This is a genomic window from Alcaligenes sp. LTN-3 (assembly GCF_059735605.1).
The window spans coordinates 444,719-465,329 of record NZ_JCAPDN010000003.1 but is presented as its reverse complement, the minus strand read 5'-3'; the positions used below and the strand labels follow the sequence as shown (position 1 = coordinate 465,329).

Genomic DNA, 20,611 nt, shown 5'->3' with positions numbered 1-20,611 from the left:
ACAAATGTCCAAACAAATTACATCGCCTTAGGCCACGTGCTTGGTCAGCAAGGCGGCAAGGTACATGCCCAGACCAAAAATTGCGTGTGTCAGCACGCTGCGCAAACGATTGATCCAAGGCGTAGGGGTACGCGATGCAGCCACTCCGGCACCCATGGCAGGCTGCATGACAAAAAAGGGCATCACCACCGTCACCGTGCCCACCATGACAGCGGGCAGCCAGCGGGGATCCTGCAGCCACGCAGTCCCGTAGACCGCAAGCAGCAAAAAGGCGAAAACAATGCCCACGGCATAGTGAATGAACCAGCCCAGGGCAGACTCCCCCGCAATCGGTTCAGCCTTGCCGATATGGCTGTGCGTAATCTGGCCACGCAGCAAATGCCCGACCCAGCGGCCCACCATGGCGTAGTTCAGCGTAGCAACGCCCATCGCCTTTTGAATCAAGCCCCAAATATCCATAAAAATGGTGGCTCCGACCCCAATCAGCATCACCTGCACCCACTCATTGATCGATAACATTGGCAATCCTTTCCGTTGATAAGCACCTTGTTTTGAGTGATCATAGAAGTTGAAGTCAACTTCAAGTCAATAGGTACACGATGGATATTTCAGAAGTCGCCAAACATACCGGCTTGCCCTCCTCCACCGTGCGTTATTACGAGAAGGAGGGCCTGATCAGCGCAGTCAGCGCCCCCGGTGAACGACGCCGTTTTACACCACAAGTGCTGGATCAACTGGCCTTGATTGCCCTGGGGCAAGCGGGTGGTTTATCGCTGGACGAAATACGGGCCATGCTGCCTCCCGATGGGGCTGCGCAGGTAGACAGGCAATTGCTGCTGTCCAAGGCCGATCAACTGGATGCCACCATCAAGCGCCTGAAAGCCATGAGCGAAGGCTTGCGCCACGCTGCCCACTGCCCCGCCGTCAACCATACGCAATGCCCGACATTCCAGCGCTTGCTGAAAGCTGCCGCCATCCGGGTGAAGAAGAACAAGACCGGCAACTCCAGCGAGGCAGTGCGTCTTGCCAAAACCGGATAGGACAGAAACGCAACAGCCATACTGGGTTGAAGCTTCAAAGCCATAAAAACCTCCCCCTATAATGGGCAACTGCCGCAACAAGGCCATATACCCTCTTGGGGATTGCGCTGACCGGTACACGTACCGCATTTCGCCAACACCCCCCAGCAAATTATTTAAGTGAGGAGCCGTCTACATGACGAGCACTAAGTCAGCAACTGAATAAGCCGCAACAAGCTTCTGTCTTGTTGCGGCGTTCTGTACTTCCAATCCCGCTGATTGATAACAAACAGACGCCGCCCGATTTCTTTTTCGAGTGGTAATTTTGTTATGTCTTCCTCACGCTCTTCCTGGGCTTTTACGCTGCCAGCCGCCTTGCTGCTGATGGCGCCCTTCGACATCCTCGCCTCCCTGGGGATGGATATTTACCTGCCCGTCGTCCCGGCCATGCCGGCGCTTCTAGGCACGACCCCAGCCGTCATCCAACTAACCCTTAGCCTGTACATGCTGCTATTGGGTACCGGGCAACTGATCTTTGGCCCCCTGTCGGATCACATAGGCCGACGGCCTGTTTTGCTGACAGGGGCCGCCCTGTTCGTGCTGGCTTCAACAGCCGCCGCCCTGTCCAGCTCCGCCTGGGCTTTTGTGGGTTTTCGGGTGCTGCAAGCACTGGGGGCTTCGGCCACCCTTGTGGCCTTGTTTGCCACAGTGCGCGATGTCTATGCCGATCGCCCTGAAGGGGTAGTGATCTATAGCCTGTTCAGCTCCATCCTGGCTTTTGTCCCCGCCTTGGGGCCGATTGCCGGTGCTTTGATTGCCCGTGCAAGCGGGTGGCAGGCCATCTTCCTGAGTCTGGCTGGCATAGGACTGCTGGCCTGGATCCATGCACTGCTCAAATGGCCAGAAACGCGACCTGCCAAACCAATACATTCACAACAGTCCGCACTGGCCGTACTCAAAAGCCCGGCCTTTTGGGTCTACACCCTGGGCTTCTCTACCGGGATGGGAACATTTTTTGTCTACTTCTCGACCGCGCCACGAGTCTTGATCGGACAAGCGGGCTATTCGGAAATGGGCTTTAGCCTGGCCTTTGCCAGTGTTGCCCTGGTGATGATTGCCACCACCCGCCTGTCCAAAACCTTTGTTGCTCGCTGGGGCACAGCCGGGAGCCTGAAACGCGGCATGGGCTTGATCGCCCTTGCCGTCCTGCTACTGGCAGCCGGACAACGCTGGCTGGATCCCTCCTTTGCCAGCTTTATCCTGCCCATGTGGCTGGCCGCCATTGGCATTGTGATGACCGTATCCGTCACCGCCAATGGCGCCTTGGCTCAATTCAACGACGTGGCCGGTTCCGCCGTGGCGATCTACTTTTGCGTGGAAAGCCTGATCGTTAGCGTGATCGGTACGTTGGCAGTGACCCTGCTAAATGGGGATACGGTTTGGCCGCTGGTGGTCTTTGGACTAGGAATGAGCAGTGTGGTTTTACTGGCTTTGATGCTGCTGGAGGCAAGAGTCAAACGCGAAGTTTGAAGATAAAAAAGGGAAGGCTTTCGATAAGTCTTCCCTTCATTTGGATCACCCGTCTTCACTTTTCATAAATAATTCCAGGAGCGAGCTATGGCGGACAATAAGGCAATCAAGCGTACCCATGTCCGTAATCCCAGCCCTTATGTGTTCTTAGGGCTGGGATTACGGACATTAAGTCTGCAAGTCGTCGGGTTTCTTCTAGCGAAATAGCCCGCAAAAGACTTGCGCGACAAACCATCACGCTCACCATCGAGCAGAACAGACACTCTCAGTTCTGTGTATCGCCAGCCTTCTCCAGATTCAAGTCATACGTCACCCACGCTGTTGCCTGAGCCAGACCATCGTACAGCCTCCGCGCCTGGGCATTGTCAGCCGCCGTGATCCAGCGCAGAAACGGCCAGCCTTGCTCCTTACCGGCTTGGGCGACGGCCTCAATCAAACGACGGCCCAGCCCGCTGCCTCGCTGTTCAGGAGATACAAACAAGTCATCCAGAAAGCCTGCTTCCTTGCCCAACAAAGGCTCCGGGAAAGGACGGTAATGCGCCAGGCCCAGCAACGCACCATCCGCCGTCGTTGCCACCTTGCCCTGCAAAGGATGCCGCGCATCCAACAGCCAGGACCAGGTCCGAGCCAAGATATTTTCGTTCATGGGTTCTTTGTAAAACTCGGCATACTGCCGATACAGCCGCTCCCAGGCAGCCCGGTCTTGCGGCTGTACATCCCGGATCTGAATACCATCGGCTCCGGGCTGTTCTGCACTGCTAGTCATGCTTGTATTCCCCTGTCGCTACCAAGCTGTTGCAAGGGCTGGCTGCTCCTGGTGAGAGGCAAAATGCGGCAGCACATATTCAGCCAGCTCCTGGACAATTTCCGCCGCCGGTCGCTGCGAAAACTGAATACCCAAAGCGGCATGATTCACACCCGCTGCCTGCCATTCCTCCAACAAGGTAATCAGCCCCTTGCGCCCGGTACGCAGTGTAAAGCCACCGCGCAAAGGGGTGCGTGGATAATCAGGGTCGTCCACCAAATCCAGCCACTCGTTGGTCATATGCGGACGAAAGCCGCCATCTGGAATCCGGGCGCGCCAGGCCCGAATTTTCGCAGCCAGCTTTTGCGGGCCCAGCGGCGTATGAGTCGCTTCCGGGTAGGTCAACCAACCATCGGCGTGTTCTGCAATCCATTCGGGCGACTGTCCCGAGGAACTGGTGACAATCAAAGGAATGGAACCATGCACGGGCTTGGGTAGCAGCTCTGCCGTATCAAAGCGGCCTAGCGGAGAGTCGATATTCAATTGCCCCGCTTGCGTTAACTGACGGAAGTAGCTGACAGCCTGCGCGAAACGCTCTGCCCGTTCGGCTCGCTCCACGCCATAGGCGGGAAACTCCACGGGCCTGTCCCCGGAAGCAATACCCAACACCAGGCGTCCGCCCGATAACTGGTCAATGGTGAAGGCGGATTTGGCCAGGTCGATCGGGTGACGCAAGGAGAAAATCGTACTGCCCGTGGCCAAGGCCACCCGCTTGGTGCGAGCAGCCAAAAAAGCCAGATAGGTAAAGGGGTCGAACACTTGCCCCGCATCCCCGAAGCTGTGGTCATACAAAGGCACGTCACGTACCCACACCGCCGCAAAATCCTGGCGGTCTATCTCCTCTACCAGCGCCGCCTGCCCAGCCAGCACACTCATATCGCCTTGATAAAAACGCAGGGGCAGAAAGATACCCATGGTCAGACAACCCGGCGCAAACATGCGGCTATAACCGGGATGAGTGGCAAAGGCAGGGAAAGATGAGCCTTGAGTCTGGCTTGTTTCAATCGTCATGATGTTTTCTCCTCAAGCGCCGGTAGCAGGTTCAGGCAAGGTGATGCCTTTACGAACGGCTGGGCGCTGGGCCACACGTTCATGCCAGGCGCTCATGTGCGGGTACTGGCTGAAATCAAAGTCGATAATTCGCGCAATATGCGTCCAGCCAAAATGCGCAATGTCGGCAATGGAGTAGTCCTGTCCTGCCAGATAAGGATGGTCTGCCAGACGTGTATCCAGCACGGTGAACAGATCATTCACCAGACAGCGGTAGCGCTCGATAGCGGCCGGAATCTTCTCCTGGGCGAACAGCTCGAAGTGCACGCGCTGGCCCAGAATCGGCCCCACGCTGGAGGAATGAAATTGCAGCCATTTGATCGTTTCCCAGCGTTGCAGGGGATCGTTTGAAAGCAATTGGCCGGTTTTCTCTGCCAAATACAACAAGATCGCGGCAGACTCGAACAGGACAATGCCCGTTTCATTGTCCTTCATCACCGGGATACGTCCATGCGGATTCAAGGCCAGAAACTGCGGCTGCTTATGCTCATTCGCATCAATACGCACATGATGCAGGCGATACGGTAGCGCCAGTTCTTCCAGGGCGATGGTTGCCTTAAAGCCGTTAGGCGAACTATCGGTGTACAGATCAATCATGGTGTGGCTCCCAAACGGCAAGTTCGCTCTTCTTTTGCATATAGATAAGCTAAACTTTAAAAACGATTCAGAAGCCCATTTTCCCAAGCTATACGAATAAAGAAAAACGATTAAATCTGCTTTATAGATTTAGATAAACTAAACCATGAATCCTGTCTTTCCTTTGCAGGCTCTGCGCGCCTTTACCGAAGTCGGACGCCACGGCAGCATCAAGCTGGCCGCCCAGGCACTGGGCGTGACCTCGGGCGCAGTCAGCCAACAAATCCGGCTGCTGGAAAATCGCTTGGGCGTCACACTGTTCGTGCGCAGCCACCACAAAATGAGCCTGAGCGAAGCAGGTGAACAGGTCTACCCTGTCCTGCTGACGGCGTTTGACCAGATCGAACAGGCCATGCACACGCTAGACGCCACCAAGCAGCGCAAGACACTGACAATCAGTACCGTGCCTTCCTTTGCCGCTTCCTGGCTGATTCCCCGGCTGGCCGACTTCAAGCAACAGCATCCTGATATCGAAATCCGTGTGGAGGCCTCCCCCACGCTGGTGGACCTGCGCCGCGACAACGTCGATATCGCCATTCGCCACGGCTTGGGCGTGTATCCCGGCTTGCAGGCCGAGCCCTTGATGGCCCCTGTCCTGCTGCCTGTAGCCAGCCCCGCTTTGCTGAAAGACAAGCCGGCCATTCAGGAACCGGCAGATTGCCTGGCATGGCCATTGCTGCAGGATGCCGACCGGGCCGACTGGGCACTTTGGCTGTCTGCCCACGGGGTAAAGGACGATGCGCGCGCCGATCGCGGCACGGCTTTCGAGGATGATTACTTGCTGATTCGCGGTGCGATTGCGGGCCTGGGACTAGCCTTGATACCGCAGGAGTATGCGCAAGATGAAATCGCCGCAGGCCGCTTGGTGCAAGTGCTGGACAAGCCCTGGCCAGCCCGCTTTGCCTACTACCTGGTGACCTTGCCCAGTACGACGCAAAGAGCAGAGGTCCGTGCCTTTAGTGACTGGATCATTGAACAGGCACAGCTATAGCAAGGTCGCCAGGCTTCTTCCCGCTGCGGCTGCTGCGGCTGTAGTAGTTGTTGTGATGGTGGTGGTAACAATAACTGCTCTCTCAGAGCAGAAGGGAAAATAAAACAGCGCATGATCGCTTCCCCATCCAGCCTATGTAACACCACCACTTCAACAGCCCCGATATCACACCCCCTGCTCCAGACATCGAAAATCCGCCTGACTTCCAACAAGGAAGCATATGATTTTTTTTTGAAAAAAAACCCCGTCCCAACAGGACGGGGCAAACCTCAACAAGCAATTGAAAAACGCTTAGGGCAATTCCACGGCCACCGAACCACGGGGACGGGAACAGCACAACAAGACTTTGCCCTCTGGCACCGGATCCAGAGGCTCTTCAAAATAATCAACCTCGCCCGATACCAGGGTACACATGCAGGTATTGCACAGACCCGCCCGGCAATTGAAGTCCGGGCTCAAGCCCGTTTCTTCAGCCAGATCCAGCAAGGAAGGACAGTCCTCATGCCATTGAGCCTGACGGCCATCGGGCAGAAACGTCACGGTCTGCGTGGCATCCGTGGCAGTTTCATCCACGACGGCGGGCGACTCCGGCTCTGACGCACTTGCAGTCGCACTGCCAAGCACGTCAGACCCTGCCTCTGGCTGAACAACGCTGGCCGCAACATCACCGGCCAAGGTGTTTTCCAGCACCGTCGCCGGGCCAAAAAACTCATAGTGAATGCGCTCTCGCGCCACACCCAGGCTACGCAACACACCGTAATTGCTCTGCATGAAGGCACTGGGCCCACACAGGTAAAACTCGTAATCATCCAGTGGCAGCCAATGCTGCAACTGCTCACGTGTAATCAGTCCCGCCACATGGTGCAAACCGGCTTGTTCATCATCTTCAGTCGGGTTGCGATAGCAGAAGTAAAGTTGCACACCCTCGCGTTGTGCGGCCAGTTCGCGCATTTCATCCGCAAAGGCATGCACCGTGCTGTTATCACAGGCATGGATCACAGACACCTTACGCTGACTGTGTTTAAGCAAACGATGCAACATAGCCAGCAAAGGGGTTTGGCCCACGCCACCGCTAAGCAGCACCACAGGCCGCTGGCTGCTTTCATCCAGCACAAACTCGCCCATCGGTCCGGCCGCGCTCAGCACATCGCCCGGCTGCACCTGTTGGTGCAGATAGGAGGAGGCCAAACCATCAGCCACGCTTAACCCTGCTGGGGCCTTCTCGTGCTTGACGGAAATGCGCAGTCGATCCGTGCAGTCGGGGTCCCCCGACACGCTGTAGTTGCGCAACACGGTTTGCCCGTCAATCTCCAGGCGAAACACCAGATACTGGCCCGGCTGATAAGACGGCACAACACCGTCCACCGGCTCCAGGACAAATGAAGTAATCACGTCACTTTCGCGCTGCTTTTCCAGTACGCGATAGTCCCGGAAACGGCGGCTGGCCGTGTTCTCGGTGGGCGCAGGCGATGCAGTCGTATTCATCACGCTCAAGCCGTCGTGGTCTCGCTGGTAACGGCTTGCTCGGCCTGAATCATCTGGCTGATCTTGCGACGGAAACGCAAGGGGCCGGAATCCAAGGGTAAATCCAAAGCGGCAGGACGCTCTTTCAGGGCCTTATGCACTTCTTCCAGAACCACTTTGTCTTCCAGGAAGGCGTGGCGCACGTCTTCGTTGAAAATCTTGGAAACGGCCTCGTCATCCGGGCTGAAATTGCGCAGTTGGAACCAGAAGTAGCGGGTGTGTTCTTCGTCGATAGGTGTCAGAAAATTATAGGAGTCCATCAGGAAAACGTCCTGGTGGTACTCGCTGGGCTCTTCGGTGGCGGCACCGGCGGGCAGGAAGATAGCCTTGATCACGGCCAGCGATGGGAAACGCACTTCGTATTGCTGCTTACGGTCGCAATTGCCTTCAAATTTCACAAACTGCTTGTAAAACGGTGCAACTTCCACATTTTTGGACCAGCGCGAGACCGTCACGCCATTGTCTTCAACCTTGACGGTCAAGGGCAGGCCGATGATGTCAGGGCTACCAAAGGAGCTTTGGTGGACCCAGGACACGTGCGACGGGTCCAGCAAATTGTCGGTGACGTACAGGTAATTACAGTCCAGCTCCATGGCATCGCCACGGTTCACACCCCACTCCGGATTGTCCCACTCGGGGATGTCGATCAGTTTGGACGGATCAGCCAACTCAGGGTCACCCATCCAGACCCAGACCAGACCAAAACGCTCCGTACAGGGGTAGCTGCGCACCACCGCACTTTTGGGGATTTGCGCCACACCGGGCGCTTTGGTACAGGAGCCGCTGCAATCAAACGTCAGGCCGTGATAGCCGCATTCCACCTGGTCGCCAATCAAACGGCCTTTGGACAAAGGCAGACGGCGGTGTGGACAGGAATCTTCCAGAGCGACTGGCTGGCCGTCTTCACGGCGATACAGCACCAGGTTTTCGCTAAGCATACGCACGGGCAGCAAGCTGCGACCGAGCTGCGTAGCCAATGCGCCTACATACCAGGCATTGCGTACAAACATGATTTACCCCCAACTCTGAATGCGGTGCATGAAGGCTGAACGAGCCCATTCATGCTCTCTTGTCTTTGAAGCGCTCCGGCCTGCTGGCCAGGGCTTCTGCGCCACTGTGCGGGAACACCTAGAGCACCGTATCAATCTGGCCCCGCTTGAGCTCGCCAGCCGTGGCGAGACTTGCGCTTACGGTCTTTCCCATCATAATCGCAATTAAATTCAGCCTACTATCCATATCGTTTAGAATTTCTAAAGTTAAATGACTTTTCTGGACGGGGTCTAAGCACCATGGATACCTTGCCTCCCTTACGCGCGTTGCAAGTCTTTGAAACTCTGGGCCACAGTCAAAGCCTGCAAGAAGCTGCCCGTCGCCTGAAAATTACTCCCGGTGCCATCAGCCAGCAATTGCGCCTGCTGGAGGACAGGCTGGGCTGTAGCCTGACCTACAAAGAAGGCAAACGCTTGCGGCTGACGGCGGCGGGGGTGCGTTTTCATGAAATCTGTACTCAGGCGTTTGAGCTGTTGCGCGACGGCCAGCAAGAAATGGAGCGTTCGCGCAACACCAGCCTGCTGTCCATCAGCGCTTTGCCCTCCATGCTTAAAACCTGGATGGCCCCGCTGGCGTTTCAATGGCAGGAGCAGTACGACCCGGAGCTGACCCTGCACCTGAAAGGCAGCCATGCCGAGCCGGACCTGGAAGCCGAACAAATCGACTTTCGGATCACCTACGGTCAGGCCGCCGCCCGCCCCCGCAGCTTTACCGAGCTTTATACAGACCGTGTCGTTCCCGCCTGCAGCCCGACCCTGCTGCAAGGGCAAGCCGCCTTGCGACATCCCCGTGACCTATTGAACTATCCCTTGCTGTCCTCGGACTGGCAGCCACGCTTTACCTCGCCCCCATCCTGGCGCGACTGGTTTGAGTCTTTGGCTATACACATAGGCAATACGCCCCTGGATCGCTTCCGTGTTTTTTCCCTGTCGCATATGGCGCTGGAGTCCGCCGTGGCAGGCCAGGGGTTTGTATTGGCGCAATGCTCGATGATAGAAAAAGAAGTGCGCAGCGGGCAGTTAATTCTACCCTTCTCCCATTCCTTGCCCCTGCCCTGGCCTTATGTACTGACCCGACGGGCGGGTGCGTTTGAGTCACCTCATAGCCAGGATTTTCATCGCTATTTATTGAACCAGGCAGGACAACAGGAGCAGATCAATCAGGATCTGTTGCTGCAAGCATTAGCCTGAGCAATGTCGCAGTACGACGAAATACAGCCAGATTGCCAATGGACCTGCTGGCCTGGCCGTGGCTAAGCACTAAACCATTGAGTGCTTCAGCTACATAAACGCAGGACTATTCGATGGCTTAGCTCTACACCGTTCCACTTTTAGTTCAGTTTCCAGCACTCAGCCAGGTGAGCAAAACAAGTCGAGCGCCTGGATCAGACAAGTACATATAAGCGGCTTCTACCGCCCGATAAACGCAACTGCAGATGCATTTCTAGCATCAACAAAAAAGCGTGTTTACCGCCCCCGAAGGGGCCATCAACACGCTCTTTAATCCTGCTGAAGAAACTTCAGTGTCTTAGGCCACCACAGCAGCCAGCGACTCCGCGAAGTAATCCACGTTGGACTGGTTCAAGCCTGGCACGCTGATGCGGCCAGACTCCAGCACATACACGCCAAAATCATCACGCAGTTTCTGAATCTGCTCTTTGGTCAGGCCGGTGTAGCAGAACATACCTTGCTGTTTGACAAAATAGCTGCTGTCGTACTGGGGAGCCAGCTCTTTCAGGCGATCGTGTACATGCTTGCGCATGGCAGCAATGCGCTGACGCATGGTTTCCACGTCTGCCGCCCATTCGGCCAGCAAAGACTCATCCGACAAGACCGAGGCAATAGCCTGTCCACCGTGCGAGGGCGGGTTGGAGTAGATGCGACGCACCACGGCTTTAAGCTGGCCCAAAACGCGGTCAGCTTCGTCCGCGCTCTTGCACACCACCGACAAGCCGCCGCAGCGCTCGGAGTAGTAGGAGAAATTCTTGGAGAAAGAATTGGCCAGCAGGAAAGTCAGTCCTGCATCGACCATGGCGCGCACGGCAAAGGCATCTTCATCCAGGCTACGACCAAAACCCTGGTAAGCCATGTCCAGGAAAGGTATCAGCTTGCGCTGCTGCAGCACAGGAATCAGTTGCAGCCACTGCTCGTCGCTCAGATCAGCCCCGGTGGGGTTATGGCAGCAGGGGTGCAGCAGGACAATGCTGTACTCGGGCAGGACGGAAATATCTTCCATCAGGCCGGTGAAATCCAGACCGCGAGTGGCGGGATCGTAGTAGCGGTAAGTGTGGGTAGGAATGCCCGATCCACGGAAAATGGAGTGGTGGTTATCCCAGGCTGGATCGCTGATCCACATTTCGCTATTGGGGTAGGCTTCGTGCAGGAAGTCGCCACCCACTTTCAAGGCACCCGAACCACCCAGTGTCTGGATGGTCGCCACACGACCTTCTTGCAACACTTTACTGTCGGCACCAAAAACCAGTTTTTGCACGGCGCTGCGGTACGCAGCCAAGCCTTCGATAGGCAGGTAGCCACGGGGTTGGCCCTTGGCTGCCCATTGCTCTTCAGCGCGGCGAGCCACATCCAGCAAAGGCAGACGACCTTGCTCGTCGTAATACAAACCAATGGTCAGGTTGACCTTGCGGTCGCGCGGATCGGCGTGAAATGCCTCGTTCAAACGGAAAATCGGATCGCCACCATAGGCCTGCAAATGCTCAAACATGCTTGTTCCTTGAAAAATTACGGTTGTGGGCCGCCCGGTCTGGTCGACGGTCTATTCAAATAAGCATTGACCTTATACCTTGGGCCTACTTTAGCCAATATCTTGGGGATTTTTTTTGCAGCACATGGGCACGCGAGCGATGCGTGAATGCGTCATCAGACTTGTCCCCCCTTGGTTCGGCACCGCACCTGTTCTTGTCTAGTCGGTGCAGGCAGTCAAACACCAGCGTCACCATGCAGTCTGTTCATACCTCCAGCAAACCGAAGGTGCAAGAACGTGAACACGGTGTACCAGCTTGTCTGCCTGGGCCTTGCCAGCAACGAATATACATGGCTTTCTGACGATACAGAACCATGCACTTTCATTCATTCTGCTTTTGCTCCGCCCGCGTTGCCCACATGACACCGCATGGTCATATGCAGATCCCGCCCAAGACCGTTAACATGGGACTTTCACCGTTTCAACAGGAGTCCGCCGTGTCCGTATCGCCGCTGCCCAGCCCCGTATCCTGCCCTTTAGAGGGGGCCAGCAACTTCCGTGATATTGGCGGCTATGCCGCAGGCTCCGGTTCCTTTCGTAAAGGCCGTGTCTACCGCTCGGACCATTTGGCGAATTTAAGCAGCCAGGATCTGGACACACTGCAGGAACTGGGCATTGCCTGTTCACTGGATTTCCGTGGCGCACACGAGCGCAAACGCTCTCCCTACCAATACAGCTTTCTGACCAGTCATGCGCTGACCGTCGAACCCACCGTATTGCCCGATTTTCTGGACATGCTTGCCAAGGGTGAAGTGGATGTCAAAGCAGCCCATGGCACGATGAACAAAACCTACTCTGAATTCGTGACCGCACATGCAGCCACGTTTGGACGGGTCTTTGACCAGTTGCTGGACACCCATACTCCCCTTGTCCTGCACTGCACGGCGGGCAAAGATCGCACCGGCTTTGCGGTTGCCTTGCTGCACCGCGCCGCTGGCGTACATCCTGATGATGTGATGCACGACTATCTGCTCACCAATCAATTTTTCCGCCGCCCCGATCTGCCCGATAACCGTGGTATCAGCGACGAAGTGCTGGATATTCTCTGGGGTGTGCAGCCCGAGTTTCTGGAAACCGCCTTCAAGACCATTGATAAGACACACGGCAATCTGGAGAACTTCTTCCAGAACGCCTTGAAGCTCAGCCCCGCCCGACGCGCGGCCTTACTGGAACGCTACACCGCCTAAGCCACGCCTACCGAGGCCTCTGGCAACTCCCAGTGGCCGTCCAGGCTCAAGGCTGGCCCTATCACATTGCGCCAAGTGGGCAGATCATGCATTTGCGTGAACAAAGGCATGCAATAACGTGGCTGCACCATATCCACCAGCCAACGCAAATCCGTCAAACGCGGGTGAGCATTCCAGCACAAAGTATGCGTGCCGCGCGGAGCATGCGGGGCCACATAGCCGGTGTGAATCAACAAGCGATCGCCAGGCTCGGCATTGCCGTCCGAAGTCCGCGCTTGCTGCTCACGAATCAACTCTCCTGCCTTACCCTGACAACCGTCCGGCTCACCAGCCAGAAGCAGGTGTGCTTGGGGATCAAACGTGGCGGCACGCGGCATCAACTCGCGCAAAGACTGCTGCACGCCCGGCAGCAACAAGTCACTGCTTTGGCTGATCATGCGCGTCAAGTTTTCGTAGCAGGACGCATCCATGCTCCAATCCTCAAAGCCTTGCTGCTGACGCCACAAGGCAATCTCGATCGCCCGGCCCGAAGGCGGCACCGGCAACAAAGCAGGATGGGACTGCAGCAAGGACTCCAGAATGCTCCAGGCGACGTGATGAGACTGATCATACAAACCATAAGACGCATCCAGTAACGCCAGATACGCAGGAGGTGGCAAATCAAAGGGAAACAGCAAGGACTCGCAGGAAAAGTCCCCGCTATAAAACAGACCGCCACCCACATCCAGATGCAGCCAGACACCCCCCAAGGCATGGCCGGACAAACCAGTGCGAACGGCAATATCGCCAATATAAGTCGTGCCGCGTGTCGGCAATTCACGCCAGATCCGACCGGCAGGCAAGCTGCGCGCGGTCGAGGCCGTGGCGTAAACAGGAATGTGTTCGGGCAGTTTGGATAAGGATCCCATATGATCCTGATGATCATGCGTCACCAAAATGGCATCCACCTCCAGCCCCTCATGCCAATCGCACACCTGACCGGGGTACAAGGGCCCACCGGCATCTAGCAGCAGTCGCAAGCCACATGCCTGCACGAGAATGGCGGCAGGCACTTTACCTCCAGAGCCGCTTAACACCGTCACCCGTGTCTGGTTCATGCTCCGTCCCCTACAAGGCATTGTGGCCAACCTATCACCCAACCACACCCGGCATTCTGCTTTGCAGCACGGCGTAACGCGGGGCGCAAAAGCAAAGCATCAATAAGCGCAATGGGCCGCAGCTCACGCTGCCGGACAGAGAAAGGCATCAACTTAAAGAACCAGAGCCACCGAAGTGCCCTGCCTTAAAAAAAACGACGACAGGATCAGATTAAACAAGTGTTCTTTCAGCCCTGTTACAGATTTATGGCAGTTCGATGGCAGTGCCCAAACCAAAAAAAAGAGCGCCAGATCAGCGCTCCTGAAAAGGGGGACTACAAACAGGAACTTAAATAATGAGGGGCGTCAAAAATACCGCCAGAATCACGGCCATTACCAAGCGCATGACGATACCCAAGGTCGCAGCCAGCATGACTTCTTTTTCATTCAGATCTGAACACTCGGCCCAGACCACCGGAATCTGTCCAAATACCGCCGATAAGGGCAGGCCGGACGAGGCCAGAACGAACGCCCCCACGACCAGGGAGGGATCCAGTGTCGAGGCAATAGCCTGCAATTTACCCATTGCCAGTGTCGGGCTGACCAGGATGGCCAACACGCCCGTTTCGGGATGAATGTTCAAGGCCAGCAAACCACGTTCAAGCACATCGCTGATCGGAGCCCAAATGCCGATATGTTCCAGCAAGCCAATGACACAGAACACCAAGGCCACAGCCGGAATCAGGATCAGCAGCAACAATTCCACCCCTTCACGGGCCGCCTTGAACAGCATGGGCGCAAAATCAATATTCGGCGTGAAACGAGGCGCAGCCAGCAAATCCACCGAACGGACGTTGCGATAAACCAGCCGTGACAACAGCAGGGGGGACAGCAGCAAGGGGCCAAAGACCGCAATCAGCACCACGGCAAAGACATTCACTCCAGCAAAGGTCAATGCCATCATGCCCAGCATGAAGGTCGAGAAAGATTGCTGGGACTGCACCATCGTGGCAACCGCAATTTTCTGCTCGTCTTTGGTCGCCCCTGCCTGACGCAGCAAGGGCCCCGAGATACGACCAGCCGCATTGATATCGCCAAAAATGTTGTACACGCTGGGAATGATGACGGCCGGATTGATCCCGATAGCCCGCATCGCCGGCATAAAAACCCGCATCATGGCATCGGTAAAGCCCAGACGCTCCAGCAGCCGCCCAATAATGACGCTGATAATGACCGCCACCCCAACCTGCCCGGTCAAAAACACATCCACCACAACGGGTTTGACCTTGTTCAACACGGTATCAAAGGCACCGGACAAGGTAGCGGGAAAGAAAAACAGCGTCAGCATGGCCGCAGCCAGCAAGCTCAGGCCCACCACCTCGATACGCTCCAAAGGACGGCGGCCCGCAGGCGGTGAATGCACAACCTTATCGATTTCTATTGTTTTGTTATCCATGTCTGTCTCCGTTCAGGAAGCTGGATTTACTGGAAGCTCAGCACGTTCTTGCCCATGAGATGGGCAGTCGAGAAATGCCGGGCGTATTCACGCAAACGGGTCCCCCCCACTTGATGCACCGGCGTAGACGTCACCCGATCGCGGAACATCACCACCTCGACACCATCGAGCAAGGCGCTCAAGGCATAAGCCAGTGGCAGTCCGTTTTCCAGAATTTCCAGTACATGGCTGTTACCTACCAGAAAATTCAGCCCCAGTTCACGGGCGCATTCAATCAAGGCATGGCCGTCATAGACTCGGCTAATCGACGCCAGCACCGTATCCACTCCTGGGTTCTGAGCAACTGCCTGGCGCAGATGTTCAGGACTGAATCCCGTATGCGGGAAGATATGCAAAATACGGCTGACTGGACTGCTACGTTCGCCCAGTCGAATCGCACCGCGCGTCAAGGTGCTGGTCTCCAGAATATTCTCGTTGTCCTTGATGCGACGCTCGGCCTGCAAGATCTGATCTTCCAGATCCAGCCCCATGAAACCGTCCAGCCTATCGAGCATATCGCCCAAGGTTTTCACCCCTTCCAAGGGCTCGCCCACGAACATTACATTGCCATGAATACCTCCATAGGCGATATCACTTTTAGCCACTTTGTGGCCATGCAGATACGCAATGCCCGGATGCAAGCCATGAAATGCCTCATGACACTCCAGCGCTGCCACGCCATACAGGTCCAGATAATCCTTCAGGGTCACGCCCCCACAACTGGCGGCATCTGCGATGGGATGGTGCGCCACAATGGCATCCACCCCGGTCGCGCCGGCCAACTCAATACTCAGTTCGGACATGGTCATGCACACGGCCACCTTGCGCACTTCCTTGTTGGGGTCTCCATGAATCAGCCCCGGAATTTCCAGCACTTCCTTGCCGTAAATTCCCGAGGACTTCCAGATCACGAAAGGATGATGGCCGCACTTGACCTCATCCATACAGGACACCATGCGTCCCCCCGTAATGACATTCAACGCATCCAGCAAATCGGCTACATAGGCCATGATTTTGTCTCCAAATAAAAAGCCGGCCTCAGGCCCTGGGAAATCCCAGGGTCCGAGGCCGGCGGTATGCGAGCACTTCCTGTCGGCAACTTCCCCAAGCGGGCCGGTCAGGGCCTGGGCTCGGTTCCAAAGCCAATTGCACACCGGGCAATCCACTCTGGACGGAAGGACAACAAGACTGTCTACCAGTCAGCTTCTTTTTATCGATTCGGAACTCAGGGCAGCGGTTTGCACCGGCGCCACTGCGTTCACACTCCTTTTTGCAACAACACCATGGTGGAAGACAACTGCGCTGTCACGTCGTAATCCTTGAAAATGGCGACGACATCCAAGCCATACTCTTCCACCAAAACCTGCTTCATCTCCTTTTTGAAAGCCTTGATCAGGTACAGATCGGCCAGATCGGCAATATGTGCGTTTTCACGGCTCAGCGTCTGCAAGGCAGGCTGGCGTTTATGAACGGCCAACATGCTGATCCTGTCATCGAGCACATCAATCTTCAGTGTCACCACACCTGATGCAAAAATACTGCTGTTGATGCGGTTGTAGTCCCGGGTCAGCGCCTGCTTGAATTCGCCCATAGAAGAAAAGCCTGCCATCACCATTGCCTACCCCCAACCTATTTGAATTATTGTCGTTTACTCGTATTCAGCGACCGCCTCCTGCGCCATCTTGCCATGCTGATAACGGCGATACGCCAAACCAGCAACAGCAATATCTTCAATCGCCACACCCACTGATTTATACACGCAAATACCCTGTGCGTCGTAACCTTGTCCACGCTCCAATTGCAACCAATCGCTTAACTCGGATACCTTGCCCTGAATGCCGCAATCGGCTGCAGCCAGAATCAGATCCCCGGCCTCGGCAAGCGTCTGCTCCCCCCACTCCACAATGATCTTGCCTGCCCGCTGCAAGCAAACATCATCCAGCTCCCGCGCCGTGGGCAGACTAGAACCAACAGCCGCGACAAAGCAACCTGGTTTGAGCGTACGCCCATCAAACAAGGGCTCACGGCTGCGACTGGCGGTAACCAGAATATCTGCCTGGACCGCGATCTCATCAGGGCGTGCTGCACGTACCGGTACGCCACAGTCCAGCTCCAGCTTGCGGCAACGCTCCTGATCCACATTCGGGCTCCAGACCAGCACACGGCGCAAATCAAAAGCCTGGCAAAACTGCTGGACATGCGCGGTGCCCTGAGCCCCGAGCCCCAGCACTCCCAAGGTTCGAGATTGGGGGTTTGCCCCCCGCTGTGCGGCCAGCACCGAGCACGCGGCAGTACGCCACTGCGTAATCGCACCGGCATCCAGCGTTGCCAAAGTTTGTCCACTGCGCGCATCAAACAGCACAATCACAAAGTTGAACCTGCCGTGTACGGTCGTATAAATTTTGGCCCCAGCGACTTGCTGGCCTGAGATAACCGCCCCCAAGGTAGATAAGCGCGTATCGCCCACCTGCGTGCGCACACGACGTTGCTGCGCCGCCTGCCCCTGTCCAAACTCAAGAAAAGCCTGCTCCAGCACCTGCTGTACCGCAGGCGCATCCAGCAGTGTGTGTAATTGCTTATCGGTCAAATGCAGCATGGGCGGCTCCTTTTACCAGCTCACCGTCACGTCACCGCGCACAAAAGTCTGGCACGCCATACGAAAACCCTCTGCCAGATCCTGCTCGGACAAGTGTTTATGTTCCTTGGCCTTGACCTCATCCGTATTGCTCAGCCCTTCCGTAATTCGGCACTTGCAGGTACCGCAGATACCGCCCCCGCACTTGAACGGGATGCCGCCTCGCTCGCGAATCGAAACCCGCAGCAAATTGCTGTTCTCGGCGGCAGACACCACCAAATCATTATTCGACGCAAATGTAATCTGAACCATATTCTGCTACCTCAGGATTGCTGCTTTACCAGGGGCTGCGTCCCTGTTTTGTGACCCATAAGCTCACATTGGCGCAACTCGGCCTGTAGGCTGCCAAAGTGCGTCAATCCGGCCAGTTCTTCATAAGCCTGCTCGGCTGTGGCAAATTTTTCCATTTGCCGGGTAGGAATGTCATTGACCGTGCCATTTGGCGTCTCTTCCACAATGCGAACCCGCGACCCGTCCTGGATACGCGCAATGGCAAACACCGCTTTGAAACGACCCTGAAAATGGTATTCATACGCCGCCACCATTTCCACGCCCACACCCGGCTCCGTACGGTATTCGCCTGGCTTGCTCGTTAGCACCACATACATCACTGCACCTCCTGTATCTCTGCCTGCTCCAGAACGATGTCCTGGTTAATCCACAACTGGCACGCCAGCCGCCAGCCCTGATCCAGCCGCTCGCCTAACTGCTTTTTCTCTTTCCAGTTGGCCGCTGGCAGATGCTCGGCCCCCTCCAGCACCCGACACGCACATTTGGCGCACTTGCCCATCCCACAGCCATAGGTCAGATAAGGAAAAGGAAACTGCTTGATCCCTGCCCGGACCACCAAATTGGTGTTCTCCTGCACCTCGCCCACATGTGTCTGGCCGTTTTTATGAAAAGTAATGGTTGGCATAAGACCTCCTGCTTGCTGCCAATGATGCGACCGGATTGCGAGCCCTGACCGCCTGAAAAAAAACAAGAACGGTATACCAAGTTAAAAATTGCACTTTCCCCACAACAGATTTCTTTAGTTTTAGATACAGTTTCCTGTCTATTTGAGTAGAAACCCCTATTGCAGTATACTTAATTCAATTCAACCCCTAAACGAGATTGCCATGAAAACCCCCGTCGAACTTCGCTACTTGCAGCGTCCCGTCGGCGAGCAGTTGCTGCCACATCTGGCTCAGCGCAAGCATCTGCGCCGTCGTATTCCGCTCATCAATCTGCCCTCACTCACTGAACTGTTTGGCAGCCGAAAAAAGCGCGAACCCGAAGTCGCCCAAGATCAGCTCCCACACAGCGCCTAAGCAAGAGAAGGCTCTGCCGAGCGGCTATCGGACTGAAAGTTGAACGCATCGGCATACATGAACTGCTCATTGGCACCATGCTCCTTGAACAAGCCACGGGCCTGCTCAATCATCACGGGTGAGCCACACAAGTAAATGGCGTGCTCTGACAGGTCAGATTCATCCTGGCATACCTGTTGTTGCACATAGCCCCGAGCGCCTTGCCAGCTCTCGTCGGCATGCGAGAGCACAGGCACGAAACGGAATTCGCACAAGCGGTCTGCCCAGGATTCGATCTCCTTGGCCAGATACAAATCCTCGGGTCGGTTCATGCCCCAGTACAGGCTCACAGGTGGGCAGTCGTCCTTGTCCAGCAAGGACTCCAGAATCGCCTTGATCGGTGCAATACCCGTACCGGTTGCCACCATGACCATGGGTCGCCAGTCGCGCTCGCGCCAATAGAACACCCCCAAAGGCATCTCCAGCAGCAGCTCGTCTCCGGCCTTCAGGCCGGGCAAACACACTTGGGTAAAACGGCCGCCTTCCACTTCCCGTACATGCAGTTCAATACGCCCATGGGCCGCATCGGCATTGGCCATGGAAAAACTGCGCGCACGCCCGTCCTCGAACAAGATGTTCAGATACTGACCAGGACGGAACTGCACGTGTACGTCCTGGGATAGCTGCAAGGTCAGGCGCCAGATTCCTTGGCACGCCCGCTCCACGCTATGCACCTGCGCCCTGACCTGCTGCGTGTCAGGCAGCTCGTCACGATGGGCGGCCAGACTGATTTCAATATCCGCATCCAGTCGAGCCTGACAGGCGGCGGCATGGCCCTGCTCGTGCTCCTCATCGGCAATACTCATGGGCAGGCAGTCGTCCTCGTAACAAACCTTCCCTCGGGTAACCTGAATGCGGCAGGTACCGCAACCGCCAAACTCACAGTCGCTATAAATGCGCACGCCTTGCCGCTGAGCGGCCTGCAAGAGGGTCTCTTGCGGCTCTACCCAGAACTGCTCGCCGGTTTCCTTGATGTCGACACGATGGGCCATGACCCGTCCTCCTGATGCCACTATTTCTTGATGTCCGCCTGAACCAGCACGTCCAGACCCTCTGCCTTCAAGGCCTCGGCCAAGGCCTGCAAGCCGGCCACACCGGCTGCCGTGTCCTGCTCGCCGTTACCGCCGCTCAGGCCAATACCACCGATTACTTCCCCATTGACCACAATGGGGTAGCCGCCCACAAAGGCCGCAAAGCGTCCCTCAAAGCTGAGCTGAATCCCGAAGGCCTCGTTACCAGGCAGTGCCGGACCATTGGGCGCTTGCGTGAACAAGTGAGTGGAGCGCTTGTGGCCGGCAGCGGTAAACGCCTTGTTCCAGGCAATTTGTGCGCCAGTGATACGTGCCCCATCCATGCGCTCCATCACGATGGGATAGCCCCCTTCGTCAACCACGCAAACAGTCTCCAGCACGCCAATCTCTTTGGATTTGGCAATCGCCGCGTCCACCATCAAGCGCGCTTCGCGCTGTTCGAGACGTAGGATTTTTTTCATAAGTCTTCCCAG

Annotated in this window: 23 protein-coding genes; 6 read left to right on the top strand and 17 right to left on the bottom strand. The window is 56.2% G+C overall.

Annotation, left to right across the window (positions count from 1 at the left end; all coding sequences use genetic code 11):
* Positions 1-27 precede the first annotated feature (27 nt).
* On the bottom strand, positions 28-519 hold the full coding sequence (locus tag AC6I6N_RS15045; protein ID WP_497943600.1) for a DUF2938 domain-containing protein: 492 nt from the start codon (positions 517-519) through the stop codon (positions 28-30).
* Between the two features lie 80 nt (positions 520-599).
* Here AC6I6N_RS15045 and AC6I6N_RS15040 point away from each other — a divergent pair, with 80 nt between their 5' ends.
* Together AC6I6N_RS15040 and cml are read left to right on the top strand one after the other, a co-directional pair.
* Positions 600-1,040: a helix-turn-helix domain-containing protein gene (locus tag AC6I6N_RS15040; RefSeq protein ID WP_094198088.1), complete on the top strand. Its 441-nt coding sequence runs from the start codon at positions 600-602 to the stop codon at positions 1,038-1,040.
* A gap of 309 nt (positions 1,041-1,349) precedes the next feature.
* Entirely contained in the window at positions 1,350-2,549 is a 1,200-nt protein-coding gene (cml, locus tag AC6I6N_RS15035) for a CmlA/FloR family chloramphenicol efflux MFS transporter (RefSeq protein ID WP_497943599.1), read from the top strand.
* Positions 2,550-2,814: 265 nt separating this feature from the next.
* Here cml and AC6I6N_RS15030 read toward each other — a convergent pair whose 3' ends face one another.
* From AC6I6N_RS15030 to AC6I6N_RS15020, 3 genes are read right to left on the bottom strand one after another with little or no spacing between them, the layout of a single operon-like run.
* The gene (locus AC6I6N_RS15030; RefSeq protein ID WP_094198090.1) at positions 2,815-3,315 is read right to left on the bottom strand and encodes a GNAT family N-acetyltransferase; all 501 of its coding nucleotides are present in this window, start codon (positions 3,313-3,315) and stop codon (positions 2,815-2,817) included.
* 18 nt (positions 3,316-3,333) lie between these two features.
* Entirely contained in the window at positions 3,334-4,365 is a 1,032-nt protein-coding gene (locus AC6I6N_RS15025) for an LLM class oxidoreductase (RefSeq protein WP_395028964.1), read from the bottom strand.
* Positions 4,366-4,377: 12 nt separating this feature from the next.
* Positions 4,378-5,001, bottom strand: coding sequence for a glutathione S-transferase family protein (locus tag AC6I6N_RS15020; RefSeq protein WP_497943598.1), 624 nt, complete (start codon positions 4,999-5,001; stop codon positions 4,378-4,380).
* Between the two features lie 145 nt (positions 5,002-5,146).
* Between AC6I6N_RS15020 and gcvA the strand changes: the two genes are divergently transcribed.
* Positions 5,147-6,031: a transcriptional regulator GcvA gene (gene gcvA / locus AC6I6N_RS15015; protein ID WP_497943597.1), complete on the top strand. Its 885-nt coding sequence runs from the start codon at positions 5,147-5,149 to the stop codon at positions 6,029-6,031.
* Positions 6,032-6,322: 291 nt separating this feature from the next.
* On the opposite strand, the gene AC6I6N_RS15010 is transcribed toward gcvA, so the two are convergent.
* Positions 6,323-7,516: an FAD-binding oxidoreductase gene (locus AC6I6N_RS15010; RefSeq protein WP_497943596.1), complete on the bottom strand. Its 1,194-nt coding sequence runs from the start codon at positions 7,514-7,516 to the stop codon at positions 6,323-6,325.
* Positions 7,517-7,521: 5 nt separating this feature from the next.
* Positions 7,522-8,565, bottom strand: a complete 1,044-nt coding sequence (locus AC6I6N_RS15005) for an aromatic ring-hydroxylating dioxygenase subunit alpha (protein ID WP_094198095.1) — start codon at positions 8,563-8,565, stop codon at positions 7,522-7,524.
* A 279-nt stretch (positions 8,566-8,844) separates the two neighbouring features.
* Here AC6I6N_RS15005 and AC6I6N_RS15000 point away from each other — a divergent pair, with 279 nt between their 5' ends.
* The gene (locus tag AC6I6N_RS15000) at positions 8,845-9,795 is read left to right on the top strand and encodes a LysR substrate-binding domain-containing protein (protein WP_497943595.1); all 951 of its coding nucleotides are present in this window, start codon (positions 8,845-8,847) and stop codon (positions 9,793-9,795) included.
* A gap of 337 nt (positions 9,796-10,132) precedes the next feature.
* Here the strand turns inward: AC6I6N_RS15000 and AC6I6N_RS14995 are convergent, their stop codons facing one another.
* Positions 10,133-11,326, bottom strand: coding sequence for an amino acid aminotransferase (locus AC6I6N_RS14995; RefSeq protein WP_497943594.1), 1,194 nt, complete (start codon positions 11,324-11,326; stop codon positions 10,133-10,135).
* 476 nt (positions 11,327-11,802) lie between these two features.
* On the opposite strand from AC6I6N_RS14995, the gene AC6I6N_RS14990 reads away from it, so the two are divergent.
* Positions 11,803-12,552, top strand: coding sequence for a tyrosine-protein phosphatase (locus AC6I6N_RS14990; protein ID WP_094198098.1), 750 nt, complete (start codon positions 11,803-11,805; stop codon positions 12,550-12,552).
* Here AC6I6N_RS14990 and AC6I6N_RS14985 read toward each other — a convergent pair.
* The 8 genes from AC6I6N_RS14985 to AC6I6N_RS14950 form a co-directional block, all read right to left on the bottom strand.
* Positions 12,549-13,649, bottom strand: coding sequence for an MBL fold metallo-hydrolase (locus tag AC6I6N_RS14985; RefSeq protein ID WP_497943593.1), 1,101 nt, complete (start codon positions 13,647-13,649; stop codon positions 12,549-12,551). The two genes, AC6I6N_RS14990 and AC6I6N_RS14985, sit on opposite strands and share 4 nt — an antisense overlap.
* A 328-nt stretch (positions 13,650-13,977) precedes the next feature.
* Positions 13,978-15,084, bottom strand: a complete 1,107-nt coding sequence (locus AC6I6N_RS14980) for a hypothetical protein (protein WP_094198100.1) — start codon at positions 15,082-15,084, stop codon at positions 13,978-13,980.
* A gap of 26 nt (positions 15,085-15,110) precedes the next feature.
* Positions 15,111-16,133: a Nif3-like dinuclear metal center hexameric protein gene (locus tag AC6I6N_RS14975; protein ID WP_108728343.1), complete on the bottom strand. Its 1,023-nt coding sequence runs from the start codon at positions 16,131-16,133 to the stop codon at positions 15,111-15,113.
* A 248-nt stretch (positions 16,134-16,381) separates the two neighbouring features.
* A complete protein-coding gene (locus AC6I6N_RS14970; protein ID WP_497943592.1) occupies positions 16,382-16,732 on the bottom strand; it encodes a DUF2294 domain-containing protein in 351 nt (116 codons plus the stop codon).
* 39 nt (positions 16,733-16,771) lie between these two features.
* Positions 16,772-17,719: an ornithine cyclodeaminase family protein gene (locus AC6I6N_RS14965; RefSeq protein WP_346548840.1), complete on the bottom strand. Its 948-nt coding sequence runs from the start codon at positions 17,717-17,719 to the stop codon at positions 16,772-16,774.
* Between the two features lie 12 nt (positions 17,720-17,731).
* Positions 17,732-18,010 carry a 2Fe-2S iron-sulfur cluster-binding protein gene (locus tag AC6I6N_RS14960; RefSeq protein ID WP_009457378.1) on the bottom strand — a complete coding sequence of 93 codons (279 nt, stop codon included), beginning with the start codon at positions 18,008-18,010 and terminating at the stop codon, positions 17,732-17,734.
* Positions 18,011-18,021: 11 nt separating this feature from the next.
* Complete coding sequence (locus AC6I6N_RS14955) at positions 18,022-18,366, bottom strand: ferredoxin (protein WP_094198104.1); 345 nt, start codon at positions 18,364-18,366, stop codon at positions 18,022-18,024.
* Positions 18,366-18,674 carry a 2Fe-2S iron-sulfur cluster-binding protein gene (locus tag AC6I6N_RS14950; protein ID WP_094198105.1) on the bottom strand — a complete coding sequence of 103 codons (309 nt, stop codon included), beginning with the start codon at positions 18,672-18,674 and terminating at the stop codon, positions 18,366-18,368. Before AC6I6N_RS14950 ends, AC6I6N_RS14955 begins: the two co-directional genes overlap by 1 nt.
* Before the next feature lie 202 nt (positions 18,675-18,876).
* On the opposite strand from AC6I6N_RS14950, the gene AC6I6N_RS14945 reads away from it, so the two are divergent.
* Positions 18,877-19,068, top strand: a complete 192-nt coding sequence (locus AC6I6N_RS14945) for a hypothetical protein (RefSeq protein WP_094198106.1) — start codon at positions 18,877-18,879, stop codon at positions 19,066-19,068.
* On the opposite strand, the gene AC6I6N_RS14940 is transcribed toward AC6I6N_RS14945, so the two are convergent.
* Together AC6I6N_RS14940 and AC6I6N_RS14935 are read right to left on the bottom strand one after the other, a co-directional pair.
* A complete protein-coding gene (locus AC6I6N_RS14940) occupies positions 19,065-20,099 on the bottom strand; it encodes a 2Fe-2S iron-sulfur cluster-binding protein (protein ID WP_094198107.1) in 1,035 nt (344 codons plus the stop codon). The genes AC6I6N_RS14945 and AC6I6N_RS14940 overlap by 4 nt on opposite strands.
* A 20-nt stretch (positions 20,100-20,119) precedes the next feature.
* Positions 20,120-20,599, bottom strand: a complete 480-nt coding sequence (locus AC6I6N_RS14935) for a GlcG/HbpS family heme-binding protein (RefSeq protein WP_094198108.1) — start codon at positions 20,597-20,599, stop codon at positions 20,120-20,122.
* Positions 20,600-20,611 lie beyond the last annotated feature (12 nt).

Excerpts from the sequence above, each read along its gene's own strand:
- AC6I6N_RS15045 (WP_497943600.1), bottom strand. The coding sequence starts at position 519 with ATGTTATCGATCAATGAGTGGGTGCAGGTGATGCTGATTGGGGTCGGA.
- AC6I6N_RS15040 (WP_094198088.1), top strand. The coding sequence starts at position 600 with ATGGATATTTCAGAAGTCGCCAAACATACCGGCTTGCCCTCCTCCACC.
- cml (WP_497943599.1), top strand. The coding sequence starts at position 1,350 with ATGTCTTCCTCACGCTCTTCCTGGGCTTTTACGCTGCCAGCCGCCTTG.
- AC6I6N_RS15030 (WP_094198090.1), bottom strand. The coding sequence starts at position 3,315 with ATGACTAGCAGTGCAGAACAGCCCGGAGCCGATGGTATTCAGATCCGG.
- AC6I6N_RS15025 (WP_395028964.1), bottom strand. The coding sequence starts at position 4,365 with ATGACGATTGAAACAAGCCAGACTCAAGGCTCATCTTTCCCTGCCTTT.
- AC6I6N_RS15020 (WP_497943598.1), bottom strand. The coding sequence starts at position 5,001 with ATGATTGATCTGTACACCGATAGTTCGCCTAACGGCTTTAAGGCAACC.
- gcvA (WP_497943597.1), top strand. The coding sequence starts at position 5,147 with ATGAATCCTGTCTTTCCTTTGCAGGCTCTGCGCGCCTTTACCGAAGTC.
- AC6I6N_RS15010 (WP_497943596.1), bottom strand. The coding sequence starts at position 7,516 with ATGAATACGACTGCATCGCCTGCGCCCACCGAGAACACGGCCAGCCGC.
- AC6I6N_RS15005 (WP_094198095.1), bottom strand. The coding sequence starts at position 8,565 with ATGTTTGTACGCAATGCCTGGTATGTAGGCGCATTGGCTACGCAGCTC.
- AC6I6N_RS15000 (WP_497943595.1), top strand. The coding sequence starts at position 8,845 with ATGGATACCTTGCCTCCCTTACGCGCGTTGCAAGTCTTTGAAACTCTG.
- AC6I6N_RS14995 (WP_497943594.1), bottom strand. The coding sequence starts at position 11,326 with ATGTTTGAGCATTTGCAGGCCTATGGTGGCGATCCGATTTTCCGTTTG.
- AC6I6N_RS14985 (WP_497943593.1), bottom strand. The coding sequence starts at position 13,649 with ATGAACCAGACACGGGTGACGGTGTTAAGCGGCTCTGGAGGTAAAGTG.
- AC6I6N_RS14980 (WP_094198100.1), bottom strand. The coding sequence starts at position 15,084 with ATGGATAACAAAACAATAGAAATCGATAAGGTTGTGCATTCACCGCCT.
- AC6I6N_RS14975 (WP_108728343.1), bottom strand. The coding sequence starts at position 16,133 with ATGGCCTATGTAGCCGATTTGCTGGATGCGTTGAATGTCATTACGGGG.
- AC6I6N_RS14970 (WP_497943592.1), bottom strand. The coding sequence starts at position 16,732 with ATGGCAGGCTTTTCTTCTATGGGCGAATTCAAGCAGGCGCTGACCCGG.
- AC6I6N_RS14965 (WP_346548840.1), bottom strand. The coding sequence starts at position 17,719 with ATGCTGCATTTGACCGATAAGCAATTACACACACTGCTGGATGCGCCT.
- AC6I6N_RS14960 (WP_009457378.1), bottom strand. The coding sequence starts at position 18,010 with ATGGTTCAGATTACATTTGCGTCGAATAATGATTTGGTGGTGTCTGCC.
- AC6I6N_RS14955 (WP_094198104.1), bottom strand. The coding sequence starts at position 18,366 with ATGTATGTGGTGCTAACGAGCAAGCCAGGCGAATACCGTACGGAGCCG.
- AC6I6N_RS14950 (WP_094198105.1), bottom strand. The coding sequence starts at position 18,674 with ATGCCAACCATTACTTTTCATAAAAACGGCCAGACACATGTGGGCGAG.
- AC6I6N_RS14945 (WP_094198106.1), top strand. The coding sequence starts at position 18,877 with ATGAAAACCCCCGTCGAACTTCGCTACTTGCAGCGTCCCGTCGGCGAG.
- AC6I6N_RS14940 (WP_094198107.1), bottom strand. The coding sequence starts at position 20,099 with ATGGCCCATCGTGTCGACATCAAGGAAACCGGCGAGCAGTTCTGGGTA.
- AC6I6N_RS14935 (WP_094198108.1), bottom strand. The coding sequence starts at position 20,599 with ATGAAAAAAATCCTACGTCTCGAACAGCGCGAAGCGCGCTTGATGGTG.